Source organism: Streptosporangium sp. NPDC023963, assembly GCF_040639135.1.
GTDB lineage: Bacteria > Actinomycetota > Actinomycetes > Streptosporangiales > Streptosporangiaceae > Streptosporangium.
In genome coordinates this window covers 87,629-101,401 of sequence record NZ_JBEZZK010000021.1, presented here as the reverse complement: position 1 = coordinate 101,401, position 13,773 = coordinate 87,629, and the positions used below count along the sequence as shown (strand labels likewise).

The following is a 13,773-nucleotide window of genomic DNA, read 5'->3' as shown; positions in this document are numbered from 1 at the left end:
TGAGAAGGGGCGGGATGCGTTACGAGCTGCGGATCCTGAGAAAGGGCGGGATCAGGCGGGTTTGCGGGTCCTGGGGGCGGCGTAGCCGATGCGGCGGCCGATGTCCACGGCCATCCCGAGCGCGACCGGCGCCAGGCGGTGGCAGTCGCCGAGGCTGAACCGCCCGGCCGGCGCCGACACGCTGAACGCACCCACCGGGCGGCCGGAGGCGTTCATGATCGGCAGACCGATGCAGCGCACCCCCTCCTCGTTCTCCTCGTCGTCGATCGCGAAGCCCTGGTCGCGCACGCTGTCGAGCTCGGCGAGCAGCGCGTCGCCGGTGAGGCTTCTGGGCGTGCGGGGCTCCGCCCGCACGGCCAGGATCTCGGCGCGGCGCGGCTCGTCCAGGAAGGCGAGGACCGCCTTGCCCATCGCGGTGCAGTGCAGCGGTACGCGGCTGCCGATCCGGGAGACCAGGCGCACCGACTTGGCGCTCTCCACCTTGTCGACGTAGACGATGTGGTGGCCGACCGGGACCCCGAGGTGAACGGTCTCCCCGCTGATCTCCACCAGCTCGGCCAGGTACGGCTGGGCCGCGGCGCGGAGCCCGTCCTCCTCCAGGTAGCGCCCGGCGAGGGTGATGAGGGTGACACCGAGCCGGAAGGCGCCGGTGGCGTCCCGCTCCAGAACGCCCAGTTCCAGCAGCGAGATGGCATAGCGGTGGGCGGTGCTGACGGCGACGCCGGTATGCGCCGCGAGTTCGCCCAGGGTCATTCCGGATTGACCGCTTCCGGACACGGCACTGATGAGCTCAAATGCCTTGTCGACGCTTGATGATTTCCGACCGCTCTTCATTCGAGTTACTCGAATCTATTTTCAGATATTTGTAAGATTTTTGCGATAGTTACATCGGCGATAACCACTGTCAACCCTCGCGCACAAATAGCCCCCGCATGAGGTGAGGCCGGGGCGGGGCAGGCACGGTCGGACTTGTAGGCATGAACGACCACAAAGCACTACGATCAGGCATATGTCCCACCAGAGCGCGTGCCACTGCCTGCTGTGCGTCGAGCAGGAGGTGGAACTCGACGAGGCCGGCCTCGAAACGATGCGGAGTGTCCGGGAGCGCGGGTGGGCGGTCGTGATGGTCCCGGAGGACGAGGACGGGCCGGGCTGGGCGTTCACCGTCGGGCTGTGGCACACGCTCCGCTCCCCCGAGGTGGCCATGTTCGGTCTCCGCGTGGACGTGATGGGCAACTGCCTCGACACCCTGGCCGACGAGATCGCCGCAGGGCGCCACCTGGTCGAGGCCCGGGAGCGGGACGACGTGATCAGGAACTATCCGGTCGTCGCGAGAGCGGTGGACACGAGCTGGTACCGGTCGCTGTTCGGCACGGCACTGCACTTCTACCAGCGGCCCCCGCTGCCCTTCATGGAGATCGTCTGGCCGGACGCCGCGGGCCGCTTCCCCTGGAACGACGGCTGTGCCCCGCCACTCCGTGAGCTCCAGCCCGCGCTGTGGATCCCGAAGGACGACCACGCCCCGGGCCCCTGGACCAAACTCCCCTGACGAGCCCGGGCCGGGAGCCGGAGACCCGGCCGGGGTGGCCGCATGCCACCGGCGACCGGGAACGCGACCGGGACGGCGACACGCCATCGGCGACCGGAGACCCGGCCGGGACGAAGACGCGCCACCGGCGACCGGAGACCCGGCCGGGACGAAGACGCGCCACCGGCGACCGGAGACCCGGCCGGGACGAAGACGCGCCACCGGAACCGGCCGGGACGAAAACACGCCATCCGCGACCCGAGACCCGGCCGTGAAGGAGACGCGCCACCGGAACCGGCCGGGACGCCGGAGATCGCGACGGATCCGGTTCCGGCGTTGCGGCGAACCGAAACCCGGATAACCGGTTAAACAACCCGACTCCCCCGTTTCATACGGTTTCCCGGCGAATCAGGGTGTTATTCCAGAAAACCTCGCATAAAGCCCACGACCATTTCCTGGTGGCGCCTCCGGCCCCTTCCCCGGGGACGGAGGACGAGGCCCCGGCACGGTCCGGGAACCGCCTCGAGAACCGCGCCTCGGCGGGGCCGGCGCGGCTCGCGCACCTCGTCCGCCCCCTGGCCCGCGAGGATTTCCGGGCGCGTGAGGCTTTCCGGCATATGAGACTTTCCGGCACGTGGGGTTTCCCGGCCGGCGAGGCGTCGGACGCCCATGCCGGCGGCCCTCGGCCCGTTCACCCGACCCCCCACTCGGCGACCCGTGGTTTTTGTACAATTGTTGACTCTGCTTTACCAACGGGGGAGGAATTCCGTGCCAAGGGCGACATTTCGGGAACGCCTGCGTTATTGGTTCGACAACACCATGTCACGGGGCACGCCCGCGCTGATCGGATGGCTCGCCCTCGTCTCTCTCGGCCTCATTCTGCTGGTCACGGCGCTGAGCCTGTGGCTGACCCCGAACGAGGCCGCGAAGAACCACGGCGCCCCGGGCATGCTGTGGATGACGCTGATGCGCGCGCTGAGCCCGGGGAAGGTGGCCAGCGACACCGGCAGCGCGCCGTTCGTCGCCCTGATGTTCGTCGCGTCACTGGGCGGGCTCTTCATCGTCAGCGCCCTGGTCGGCGTCCTGTCCAACGACCTCAAGAGCAGGTTCGAGGAGCTGCGCAAGGGCAGGTCCCGGATCATCGAAAACGGCCACATCGTGGTCCTGGGCTGGTCGGAGCAGGTCTTCACGATCGTCAGCGAGCTGGTCCAGGCGCACGCGAGCGACCGCAGGTCGGTCATCACGATCCTCGCCGACAAGGACAAGATCGCCATGGAGGACGAGATCCGGCAGTTCGCGGGCGACACCGGCAGGACCAGGCTGGTCTGCCGGACCGGGCGGCCCACCGAACCGACCGACCTCGACCTGATGAACCTCGCCGGGGCCCGCTCGGTGGTCGTCCTCTCCCCGCAGGGCGAGGACCCCGACGCGCACGTCATCAAGACGCTGCTCGCCCTGGCCAAACGGCCGGGCAGCCACCCGCCGGTGGTGGCCGCCATCGCCGAGAGCTCCAACATGGCCGCCGCGCGTCTCGCGGGCGGTCCCGACGTCCACCTCGTCGACTCCGACGACACCGCCTCCAGGCTCATCGTGCAGTCGTCGCGGCAGTCGGGCATGTCCGTGGTCTGCATGGACCTGCTCGACTTCGGCGACGGGGAGATCTACCTGCGCTCCGACCCCGACTTCGCCGGCATGACGTACGGCGACGTGCTCCCGGCGTACCAGACCGCCACGGTGATCGGGCTGCGCCGGGACGGGACGGTCATGCTGAACCCGCCCATGAGCACCGTGATCTCCGACTCCGACGAGATCATCGTGATCGCCAACGACGACTCGATGATCCACCTGGCCGCCGGCATGCCCTCGGCCCGCGAGGAGTCGATCGTCATGGTCGAGCACACCAGGCAGAGCGCCGAGCGCACCCTGATCCTCAACTGGAACGGCCGGGGCCGCCAGGTCGTCCGCTATCTCGACGGGTACGTCGCGCCGGGTTCGGTCCTGGACATCGCCTCCGACCACCCCGACGCGGCGACCGGCTTCGTGGGGCTGAGCAACCTCACGGTCAACGTCAAGGAGTGCGACACCTCCGACCGCTACGCGCTGGACTCACTCGGCCTGGGCGTCTACCAGCACGTGATCGTGCTCTCCGACGACCGCTACAGCCCCGGCCACGCCGACACGCGCACCCTGATGACCCTGCTCCAGCTGCGCGACATGCAGTCCTCGCTCGGGGAGCGCTACTCCATCGTCAGCGAGATGCACGACGAGAACAACCGGAGCCTGGCCGAGGTCACCAGGGCCGACGACATCGTGATCAGTGACACGGTGATCGGCCTGCTGCTGGCCCAGCTCGCCGAGAACCGGCACCTGGCCGACGTGTTCGGCCAGCTTTTCGACTCGGGGGGTTCGGAGATCTACCCGCGCCAGGCGGAGCGGTACGTCCGCCCCGGGGCGCCGGTCGACTTCGCCTCGGTGATCGAGTCGGCCCGGCGCCGCGGCGAGACCGCGATCGGCTACCGCCTGGCGGACCGCGTGAACGAGGCCCCGCACTTCGGCGTCGTCCTCAATCCGGACAAGTCGCGACCGCTGCGCCTCGGCCCCGGCGACTCGGTGATCGTCCTGGCCGAACGCTGACCCGCCGGGGCGGGGCCCTGCCGGGTCAGGCAGTGATCATGAAAGCGAGCCCGAGCAGCACTACGACGGGGATCACCCAGACCACGGCCTCGATCGCGAACTCCTTGTACACGGTGAGCTTCTCCCTCTGGGTGCTGCCTGACATGAAAACGACGATGCGCAGCATATGCGTACCGGCAGGCGTTCCCGTACCCGGGTCGGGGCCCGCCGGCGGCTTTCTCCGGCCCGGCCCCGCCGGTTCCTAGCGGCTCAGGTAGTGGAAGCTCGGTTTCCGGTGCATCAGGAAGTCGTGGTGGGAGATGTTCCAGGCGTAGGCGCCCGCCATCGTGAACTCCACCAGGTCGCCGGGCTTGAGCGCGATGGGGACCCGGCGGGCCAGGGTGTCCTTGGGAGTGCAGAGCTGGCCGACGATCGTGATCGGCTCACCGGCCTCCGTCATGATCAGGGGCTGGTCGTGGCCCTTGGTGGCGGGGGTGCGGATGTGGTGGGTCCCGCCCGCCACGATCGCGAACAGCTCGCCGTGGACGCGTTTGACGTCGATGACGCGCGTCACGTACCTCCCGCAGTAAACGGTCAGCGAGCGTCCCGGTTCGATCCGGAGCGTCTCCCCGGGACGGCGGAGCGCGGCCAGGCCCGCGCCGTAGGCCGTCCAGTCGAACCGGTCGCCGGGGTCGGCGTAGGAGACGGCCATGCCGCCGCCGAGGTTGATCTCGACCGCTCCCAGCGTCCGCGCGTAGTCCAGGACGGCCGCCGCCAGCTCCAGCATCCGGGGCGCGTCGAGCCCGCTGGCCAGGTGGGCGTGGATCCCGCGCAGCCGTACGGCGCTCTGGGCCTCCAGCAGGGCGACGCACTCGGCGATCCCGGCGGGGTCCATCCCGAACGGTGTGGCGCCGCCGCCCATCGCCAGCGAGGCCCCCGCGATCGGGACGTCCAGGTTGACCCGTAGCAGCACGTCCGCCGAGCGGCCGGACGCGAGCAGGCGGCGTAGCTCGCCGGGGCTCTCGACGTGCAGGCGGGTCACGTCGGCGAACAGCTCGGCGTCCGTCTTGCCCGGCCCGCCCAGCGCGATCGGCGCGTGCGGGAAGTGTTCCCGCACGTGCGCGAGCTCGCCCCCCGAGGCGACCTCGAAGCCGTCGACGTGCGGGGCGAGCGTCCGCAGCAGCTCCGGGTCGGGATTGGCCTTCACCGCGTAGTACAGCTCGACGTCTCCCAGCGCGGCGCGGATGTCCCTGACGTGGGCGCCGAGCTCGACCAGGTCGTAGACGTATGCGGGCAGCGGCCCGGCCAGGAACGACTCCGAGGTCTGCGGCTGCGCCGCGACGGTGGCTGTCACTGCGTTATCTCCGATCATGGCGGTACGGGACGTCGGACGGGCGAGAACCGGGTCTCGACGATCAGGTGGTGCGCGGGCGTGACGGCGGCCGTGACCGCGGTCACCTCCCCTTCCACGATCTGATCCGTGTGGTGGACATCCAACACGCTTCGCCCGGGCGGTTCGTCGATACGGTGCCGTGTCGGGGAAAGTCGAGGGCGCGGGGAGTACCGCGCCGCCCGTCGGTAGGCGGCCATCCGGGGCGAAGGCCACGAACGCGGCGAGGGCGCGGGAAGCGGGGAGCGGCCGGGGCGTCCCACCCCGGCGAGTGGCCTGAAGGGTCCCCGGGCGGCCGGGCATCCCGCACGGATCGGAAATGCCGAACGAACCGGGAATGCCGGACGCGACCGGTCGTGCTGTCGTGGTCGAGAGATTCGCGATCATCATGGGAGCCGTCATGACCGTTCGAGAGTTGCGCCTGGTCGTCACCGCCGCCGACTACGACGAGGCGCTGCGTTTCTACCGCGACGTGCTCGGCCTGCCCGAGCGGGCCGCGTACTCCTCGCCCGACGGACGGGTAACGATCCTGGAGGCGGGCCGGGCCACCCTGGAGATCGCCGACCCGTCGCAGGCGGAGTTCATCGACCGGGTCGAGGTGGGGCGGAGGGTGGCCGGGCACATCCGGGTGGCGTTCGAGGTGGACGACTCGGCCGCCGTCACCGCCGAGCTGGCCGGGGCCGGGGCGACGGTGGTCGCCGAACCCGTCCGGACCCCGTGGAACTCGCTCAACTCCCGCCTCGAGGGGCCCGCCGGGCTCCAGCTCACGCTCTTCACCGAGCTGGGGGAGGCCGCCGATCCCCAGGGCGCCCGTTAGCCGTTCAGGCCTTCGATCCCGAGGGTCATCGGGTGACGAAGTACCAGAGACGCGCCCGATGGTTGTCGCAGAAGTACTGGTTGGCGTAGACGTTGTCGGTGATGCCGCCGCCGGCGACGGTGAGGCACTTGCCACTGTTGTAATTGCGGATGTGGTAGTTGGAATCGCCCTTGTCGACGAAGGACCACAGGCGTGACGGATGTGCGTCGCAGTAGTACTGGACGGCGGGGGCGTTCTCGTAGGGACTGCCGGCGGCGATGGTGAGGCACTTGCCGGTGAAGTTGTTCTTGATCCAGTAATGGTTGTTGCCTCTGTCCACGAGATACCAGACACGCGACCCGTGACTGTCACAGCCGAACTGGACGGCGGGGGCGTTGTCGTTCCGGTCGGCACCGGCGATGGCCAGGCACTTGAAGCTGTTGAAGTTCCTGATCCAGGTGAGGGCCCCCGCTGGCACGGGTGACGCCAGGGCGGCTGAGGCCGCCGGCGCGGACGGCGCCATCCCCGCGGTCGCGACCATCGCCGCCAGGAGCACGCCGACCGTCTTCGTGTAATGCTTCGCCATTGCCATCACTTTCCCTTGGTCGTGGAGACGACAGGAGGAACCGTCACGGGGTCCGTTTCGCCTTCGAAGAGTTCCGGTTCGCGGGGCGCGGTCACCGGATGACTCATTTCACCGGCCGCGCCGGGGCTCCGCCATCTCCGCCGAATAACCGAACGTTTCCGGCACCCGAAGACAGGGGCCGTACCGGCCGGAGGGTGGTGGCGATCACGGTCCCGCCATGACGCTCACGGCGTCAGGGCACGGCGCAGTCCCGCGAGCGAGTCGGCTCCGAGGACGTCGTGTGCTTCGCGGAGGAGCGTGGTGACCGTGTCCAGGTCGAGGACCATGCTGTAGGCGATCTCGGACTTGGAGTGCCCGTCCGCGGCGAGCCGGGCGACGCGTTGCCGACACGGGTCCAGGGCGTTCACCCGCCGGCGCCGGAGGCGAGGAGCGGACCCGAGCCGCCGCGCGACGGCGTCGCCGAGCGACACGGCGCCGCACTCCTCGGCCAGTGTCAGTGCCTCGGACAGCAGAACGCGGGCATCGTGATCGCTCCGGGTCAGGGCTGTGCCGAGTTCGGCGAGAGCGTGGGCCTGTTCGAGGCGGTGCGGCGTAGGGCGCAAGATCCGGATCGCCTCCTCAAGAAGCTCCGCGGCCGAGTCCGGCTGCAACACGGCGAGGGTCCGCAGGGCTCGCGCACGGGCCAGCTCGCCGCCGAATCGATCCGCTCGCCGCATCCCGACGGCCACGACCTCGCGGGCCTGGTCCGGCGCGGAGTGTCGCAGCGCCCGGCCGAGATCGAAGCGCCACAGGCACACGGACGGGTTGAACAGGCACGCGTTTTCGAGCCACTGCCCGACCCGGCGCAGAGTGGCGGCGGCACCGGCGGTCTGACCGCGCGCGAGTTGAAGGGCGCCCCGAACGGCGTTCGGCACCGGGAGCACCACCGCGTCGGCCAAGGACGTGCCGTACTCGCGGTCGCCGCACACCGCCTGCGCACGATCGACGTCGCCGCGCGCGAGCAATGCCTCGATCAGGGTGCCGGTGGCGAACTGTTCCCCGGGCGTTCCGGGACCGGTGCGGTCGGCCAGGCGCAACGCGATCTCGGCGTCGGCGACCGCGTCAGCGAGTCTTCCCTCCCGCAGAGCCACGTTCGCCACATGGGCGCGGGTGAACGTGAGGTGGGTGCCGCGCCAGCCGTTGCGGTCGAACTCTTCCATCGCCTGCTCGAACAGACGTCCGGCCATCGAGAGGTCGTCGGAGTACAGGTGGACGAATCCGGTCATGGTACCCACCTCCATGCCCTGGTCGAGGTCGGCGAACGACACACCGTTCCGGAGCACGGGCCGGATGGCCTCCGCCGCGGCGGTCCGCGGCTCGCCGCGCAGCACCAGGCTCCATGCGTGCGTGGCGATGAGCAGACGCTCCACGTGGCCGGTGCCAGACAGCGGTGGGGCGGCCCGGTCGAGCAGCAGCATGCGGTCGGGCCGGTGCGGGTCGTCGGCCCACCATGTCGCCCACAACAACTGCTCTGCCCGCAGGCGGTCACGCAGAGCGTCGTCACGGCAACCGTCCAGTGCCCGGTCGAGGGACCGTACGGCGTCGCCGAGCCGGTTGGCGTAGCTGTACGCCTTGGCGAGCGCGATCGCCGCCTCGACGCCCTGGGCGTCATCGGCGGCCTGCTTGCGGGCGGCGAGCAGTTCAGGGATGGCCGTGGCCACCTCGCCCAGCGCCAGCGCCTGCCCGTAGCGCATTCGTACCTGGCAACGCCGGCCGGGCGGGGGCGGCTCGGCGACCGCGCGCCCGAGGTAGCGGGCCGCCGTGCCCGCCAGGCCGGAGCTCATCGCCTCGGCGGCTGCGGCGGCCAGCCGGTCGACCACCCAGGGATCGCCCGCGGTGGTGACCCGCAGCAGGTGAGCGGCCACCGTCTCGAGGCCGGCATCGGCATGGTGCAGCAGCCTTGCCGCCGCGAGATGGGTGTCGCTGCGCTGCGAGGGGTCGATGGCGTCGTAGACCGCGCTTCGGATGATCGGGTGCCGGAAGTCGACACTGGACCGGTCGGCCAGGATCGCGGCCCTGCAGAGCCGGTCGTATTCGCGCCCACCTTCCTCAGAGGTCAGTCCCGCGAGACGTACGGCCTGGTCAAGCTGAATACCGGGGCCGAGCACGGCGATCGTACGGGCCAGCCGCTCCGCCGACGGCCCCAGCATGCTCAGCCGCTCGTTGAGGTGGACCACGACCTGGCGAGGTATGAGGCGAGCGACGCGCGTGGCGGACCCGGCCGTCGGCGCGAGCCGGCGCTCGTGGGCCAGATCGAGCATCCACCGCAGATAGAACGGGTTGCCGCCGCTGTGCTGGTGGAAGGCCGAGCAGAACGTCTCGTCGGGAGGGCCGCTCCGGCGCCCGAGGCTGCGGTCGACGATGGCACGCACGGCGTCCAGGCTGAGCGGCCGGGGCCGGATGATCGAGGTCGCGCGCAGGATGATGCGGGTGAGCGCCGGGGACGTCGTGGGCTCGTCCGGCCGGCAGGCGAGCAACAAAACGACAGGCAGTCCGGCCAGCCGGGCACTGAGGAACTCCAGCCAGTTCAGCGACTCCTCGTCCAGCCAGTGCGCGTCGTCGACGGCCAGCAGCAGCGCGTCGTCGCGTCCGGCGGGGTCGGTGGCGTTGACCAGGAGCCAGTACAGGGCTTCGGTCAAGCCGATCATCGAGCCCCCTCGCCGCGTATGCGGCAGGCCGAGCGGTACCCGCGCGAACGCGGCGGCGCCGGCGAACAGACGCTGGCGATCCTGGCCACTGTGACCGGCCGCCCATCGGCCGAGCAGCGTTCGGACGCCGCAGAAGGACATCGTCTGATCGAGTTGATTGCCGCGCACCATCAAGGGAGTGATCCCGCGCACGGCGCTTTCCGAGCACACCCGCGCCAGCAGTTCGGACTTGCCGATTCCCGCCGGGCCCTCGACCACGATCGTGGCCCCCGCCCTTCTGCGGACGTCGTCGAGCGACGATGAACAGGAATTCAGATCGTCGTCGCGTTCGAAGATGCCATTGTCCGCGGCGGTGTGACCAGGCAGCCGCAGTGCTTGCAGAACGTGCCGCTCGTCGAGGGCGACCCTCCCCGCGGCGCGGGCACAGGCCACGCAGCCCGCGACGACCTTCGCGACGAATTCGTCCCGCAGTCGCCGTTTGCCGGCCATCACCTCGGAGAACGTGGCCGCCGCGACCCCGCTACGGCGAGCCAGCGTCGCGTCGGTGGGTCCGCCCACGACCCGCTGTAAGGTGCGCAGCTGGCGCCGAAGATGGTCGTCGGGGTCCGGACGGGCCATTTCCGCTCCTCACGTTCCTTGAACGCGCCGCACGGGACAGGCCACAGCGATCAATTCACTTCCGATCGGCCACAGCCGGAGGAAAAAACATTTTAGCGATTTTCACAGCATGTCGCCGGTGCGTTTCGTACGGTCCTTCTTCCGAGAGGTCGTGCGAAACTCGGGACCCGAAGCCCCGAGGTCGCGAGGAGCCGGAGATGGCTCAGAGCACGGAGCCACCGGTGGCGTCGAGGGTGGTCCCGGTGACCCAGCGGGCGTCGTCGGAGACCACGAAGGCGACGACGTCGGCGACGTCCTCCGGGGCGCCGACCCTGGCGAGGGCGGACTGCCCGGCCGCGTACGCCTGGGCCTGCGCGTCGCCGCGCAGCCAGCCCGCGTTCATGTCGGTGTCGGTGATGCCCGGCGAGACCGAGTTCACCGTGATCCCGCGCGGACCGAGCTCCTTGGCCAGCGTCCGGTTCAGCACCTCCAGCGCCCCCTTGGTCGCGACGTAGGCGGGACTCTGGGGGAAGGCGATCCTGGTCACGCCGGAGCTGATGCTGACGACGCGCCCGCCGTCGCGCAGGAGCGGCAGCGCCCGCTGGATGATGAAGAACGGCGCCCTGACGTTGACGGCGAACATCCTGTCGTACGCCTCGGGCGTGATCTCCGAGATACCGGCGGGGACGACGATCCCCGCGTTGTTGACGAGGATGTCGAGCCCGTCCACCTCCTTCTCCAGGGCGGTGAAGAGCGTCTCCACGTCCCCCTCCACGCCGAGTTCCGCCCGGATGGGGAACGCCCCTCCCCCGGCCTCGGTGATCGCCGTCACGACCTCCCCCGCCGCCGCCTCGTCCCTGGCGTAGTGGACGGCCACCCGGACCTTCTCGCGCCCGAGCCGCAGGGCGATCGCCCTGCCGATCCCCCTGCTCGCACCCGTCACCAACGCGGTTCTCACATCGCCTCCCACATTTCATAGCGACCGCTACAAAATCGAACCGTAGCAGGGTTTTGTAGCGTTCGCTATACAATGCTTCGGTGAGCAGGAAGCGAGCCTTCGACCGCGACACCGTGCTGGAGATAGCGCTGCTGGAGTTCTGGCGGCACGGCTACGAGGCCACCTCCATCGCCTCCCTCACCGCCGCGATGGGCATCCGCCCGCCCAGCCTGTACGCCGCCTTCGGCGACAAGCGGCGCCTGTTCGAGGAGGTCGTCGAGCGCTACCGGAGGTACGACTTCTCCGCGCGGGCGCTGGCCGAGGAGCCGACCGCGCGGGCGGCGATCTCCAGGATGATGCGCGAGGCGGCGGCCAACTACACCGACCCCGGGCACCCGCCGGGCTGCCTGGTCTTCAGCGCGGCGGCCAACGTCGGCCCGGAGTCGGCCGACGTGCGGGAGGCGATGCGCGGGATCAGGGAGGCCGCCAAGGCCGCGCTCACGGCGCGCATCGCCTCGGACGTGGCGGCGGGCCTGCTCCCCGAGGGCACCGACGCCGAAGCCCTCGCCCTGTTCTACGCGGCCACGGTCCAGGGCATGTCCGCCCAGGCCCGCGACGGCGCGACCCGGCGGGATCTGGAACGGATCGCCGACCTCGCGATGCTCGCCTGGCCGGGGGAACGAGAGGGCACGCCGGACGGGCACCCTCCCACCAGGTGAAACACGCCGGACGGGCACCCTCCCACCCGGCGAGACACGCCGGACGGGCGCCCTCCCGTCCGGTGAAACACGCCGGACGGGCGCCCCGGGACGCGGTCCGGGGTGATCTCCGGACCGCGTCCGGGGTGATCTCCGGACCGGGTCACCCGCTCTTGGCCGAGGTGTCCTCCGGGGCCGCGTCGGGGACGGAGGCGCGGAGCCAGCGGGTGCCGTACGGCTCCAGCGTGAACTTCACCCGGCCGTCGGAGGGCAGGTTGAGAGTGCCGTCCACCAGCAGGTCGACCAGCACCTCGCAGCCGTCGAGCTTTTCGAGCACGAGATCCACCTTCGCCTCGCGGTCGGCGAAGTTGTGGACGGCGACCACGGTGCCGCCCTCGGCGTCGGCCCGGTGGGCCAGCACGGCCACGTCACCGGCGTCCAGGATCTCGTACGCGCCCCAGGCCAGCTCGGGCGACTCCCGGTAGCGCTCGATCAGGAGCTTGGTCCAGCTGAGCAGCGAGTCGGGGTCGCGGCGCTGGTCGGCGACGTTGACGTTGCGCGGGCCGAACTTGCCGGCGGGCGAGGGGACGGTGGTCTTCGGGTCGGGCGAGAAGCCGCCTCCGGCCGACCACTGCATCGGGACCCGGACCGCCATCCGGCCCTCGGCCTTCAGGTTCTCGCCGAGACCGATCTCCTCGCCGTAGAAGAGCACCGGCGTGCCCGGGAGGGAGAACAGCACGCTGTAGGCCAGCTTGAGCCGCCGCAGGTCGCCGCCGAGCATCGGGGGAAGGCGGCGGCGCAGGCCCCGGTCGTACAGCTGCATGCTCTTCTCCGGGCCGAAGGCGTCGAAGACCTCGTGCTTCTGCGCCTCGGTGAGCTTGTCCAGGGTCAGCTCGTCGTGGTTGCGGACGAACATCGCCCACTGGGAGTCGTCGGGCGGTTCCGGCCGGTCGCGCAGGGCCTCGGCGAGGGCCTCCGGGTTCTGTCGGGCCATCGACAGGTGGAAGCGCTGCATGGCGATGAAGTCGAAGCACATGGTGACCTCGTCGCCGTTGTCCGCGTCACCGAAGAACTTCATCAGGTCCGGGTAGGGCAGGTTGACCTCGCCCAGCAGGATCGAGGTGCCGTCGCGGCGGTTCATGAAGGCGCGCAGGTCGGCGAGGAACTCGTGCGGGTCGCCGCCGATGCCCTCGATCAGGAACGGCACCGCGTCGACCCGGAAGCCGGACAGGCCGAGCTCCATCCAGAAGCCGAGAATGCGCGCGATCTCGTCACGGACCTGCGGGTTCGCCGTGTTCAGGTCGGGCTGGAACTTGTAGAAGCTGTGGTAGTAGTACTGGCCGGTCTTCTTGTCCAGCTCCCAGAGGCTGTCCTCCTTGTCGGGGAAGACGATCGCCTTGGGGTCGACGGGTCCCGGCTCGTCCTGCCAGACGTACCAGTCGCGCTTGGGAGAGTCGCGGCTGGAGCGGGCCTCCTTGAACCAGGGATGCTCGTCGGAGGTGTGGTTGACCACCAGGTCGGCGATCACCCGCATGCCGCGGTCCCTGGCGGTGCGCATGAACTCCACGAAGTCGCCAAGGGTGCCCAGCCGGGGGTCGACCGAGTAGAAGTCGCTGATGTCGTAGCCGTCGTCGCGGCTGGGGCTGGGAAAGAACGGCATCAGCCAGATGCAGGTCACCCCGAGCCGGTCCAGGTGGTCGATCTGCTGGGTGAGGCCCCGGAAATCACCGATGCCGTCACCGTTCCCGTCCTTGTAGGTCTCGACGTCCAGGCAGTAGACGACGGCGTTCTTCCACCACAGATCAGCCGTATAGGTGAGTCGCATGCGTGCGCACTACCCTCCCTTGACGTTTTTATGAGACAACACCGACATTGGGCCGCCTCCGGAGAGGTCGGCGAGCCCCCCGGCGCGTTACGGTGGACGGGACGGCCAGGAGGAGA

General features: G+C 70.0%; 10 protein-coding genes. 4 read left to right on the top strand and 6 right to left on the bottom strand.

Translation table 11 applies throughout. From position 1 onward, the window contains the following. Positions 1 to 51: 51 nt before the first annotated feature. On the bottom strand, positions 52 to 834 hold the full coding sequence (locus AB0F88_RS39220) for an IclR family transcriptional regulator (RefSeq protein ID WP_362696229.1): 783 nt from the start codon (positions 832 to 834) through the stop codon (positions 52 to 54). 175 nt (positions 835 to 1,009) lie between these two features. Here AB0F88_RS39220 and AB0F88_RS39215 point away from each other — a divergent pair, with 175 nt between their 5' ends. Continuing rightward, positions 1,010 to 1,549: a DUF4262 domain-containing protein gene (locus tag AB0F88_RS39215; protein WP_362696227.1), complete on the top strand. Its 540-nt coding sequence runs from the start codon at positions 1,010 to 1,012 to the stop codon at positions 1,547 to 1,549. A 747-nt stretch (positions 1,550 to 2,296) separates the two neighbouring features. Continuing rightward, on the top strand, positions 2,297 to 4,162 hold the full coding sequence (locus AB0F88_RS39210; RefSeq protein ID WP_362696225.1) for a potassium transporter TrkA: 1,866 nt from the start codon (positions 2,297 to 2,299) through the stop codon (positions 4,160 to 4,162). Positions 4,163 to 4,403: 241 nt separating this feature from the next. Here the strand turns inward: AB0F88_RS39210 and AB0F88_RS39205 are convergent, their stop codons facing one another. Further along, the gene (locus AB0F88_RS39205; RefSeq protein ID WP_362696223.1) at positions 4,404 to 5,495 is read right to left on the bottom strand and encodes an alanine racemase; all 1,092 of its coding nucleotides are present in this window, start codon (positions 5,493 to 5,495) and stop codon (positions 4,404 to 4,406) included. Positions 5,496 to 5,850: 355 nt separating this feature from the next. On the opposite strand from AB0F88_RS39205, the gene AB0F88_RS39200 reads away from it, so the two are divergent. Further along, positions 5,851 to 6,348, top strand: coding sequence for a VOC family protein (locus tag AB0F88_RS39200; protein ID WP_362696221.1), 498 nt, complete (start codon positions 5,851 to 5,853; stop codon positions 6,346 to 6,348). A 25-nt stretch (positions 6,349 to 6,373) separates the two neighbouring features. On the opposite strand, the gene AB0F88_RS39195 is transcribed toward AB0F88_RS39200, so the two are convergent. The 3 genes from AB0F88_RS39195 to AB0F88_RS39185 all read right to left on the bottom strand — a co-directional run bounded on the left by AB0F88_RS39195 (position 6,374) and on the right by AB0F88_RS39185 (position 11,155). Continuing rightward, positions 6,374 to 6,913 carry an RICIN domain-containing protein gene (locus AB0F88_RS39195; protein WP_362696219.1) on the bottom strand — a complete coding sequence of 180 codons (540 nt, stop codon included), beginning with the start codon at positions 6,911 to 6,913 and terminating at the stop codon, positions 6,374 to 6,376. Positions 6,914 to 7,137: 224 nt separating this feature from the next. After that, positions 7,138 to 10,218, bottom strand: coding sequence for an AAA family ATPase (locus AB0F88_RS39190; RefSeq protein ID WP_362696217.1), 3,081 nt, complete (start codon positions 10,216 to 10,218; stop codon positions 7,138 to 7,140). A 202-nt stretch (positions 10,219 to 10,420) separates the two neighbouring features. Continuing rightward, positions 10,421 to 11,155, bottom strand: a complete 735-nt coding sequence (locus tag AB0F88_RS39185; protein WP_362696215.1) for an SDR family oxidoreductase — start codon at positions 11,153 to 11,155, stop codon at positions 10,421 to 10,423. Positions 11,156 to 11,235: 80 nt separating this feature from the next. On the opposite strand from AB0F88_RS39185, the gene AB0F88_RS39180 reads away from it, so the two are divergent. Beyond that, entirely contained in the window at positions 11,236 to 11,853 is a 618-nt protein-coding gene (locus AB0F88_RS39180) for a TetR/AcrR family transcriptional regulator (protein ID WP_362696213.1), read from the top strand. 142 nt (positions 11,854 to 11,995) lie between these two features. On the opposite strand, the gene AB0F88_RS39175 is transcribed toward AB0F88_RS39180, so the two are convergent. Further along, entirely contained in the window at positions 11,996 to 13,657 is a 1,662-nt protein-coding gene (locus AB0F88_RS39175; protein ID WP_362696211.1) for an alpha-amylase family protein, read from the bottom strand. Between the last annotated feature and the right edge of the window lie 116 nt (positions 13,658 to 13,773).

What these genes read in the sequence shown, in the direction of transcription:
- AB0F88_RS39220 (WP_362696229.1), bottom strand. Translation starts at nt 834, where the DNA reads ATGAAGAGCGGTCGGAAATCATCAAGCGTCGACAAGGCATTTGAGCTC.
- AB0F88_RS39175 (WP_362696211.1), bottom strand. Translation starts at nt 13,657, where the DNA reads ATGCGACTCACCTATACGGCTGATCTGTGGTGGAAGAACGCCGTCGTC.
- AB0F88_RS39190 (WP_362696217.1), bottom strand. Translation starts at nt 10,218, where the DNA reads ATGGCCCGTCCGGACCCCGACGACCATCTTCGGCGCCAGCTGCGCACC.
- AB0F88_RS39200 (WP_362696221.1), top strand. Translation starts at nt 5,851, where the DNA reads ATGCCGAACGAACCGGGAATGCCGGACGCGACCGGTCGTGCTGTCGTG.
- AB0F88_RS39215 (WP_362696227.1), top strand. Translation starts at nt 1,010, where the DNA reads ATGTCCCACCAGAGCGCGTGCCACTGCCTGCTGTGCGTCGAGCAGGAG.
- AB0F88_RS39195 (WP_362696219.1), bottom strand. Translation starts at nt 6,913, where the DNA reads ATGGCGAAGCATTACACGAAGACGGTCGGCGTGCTCCTGGCGGCGATG.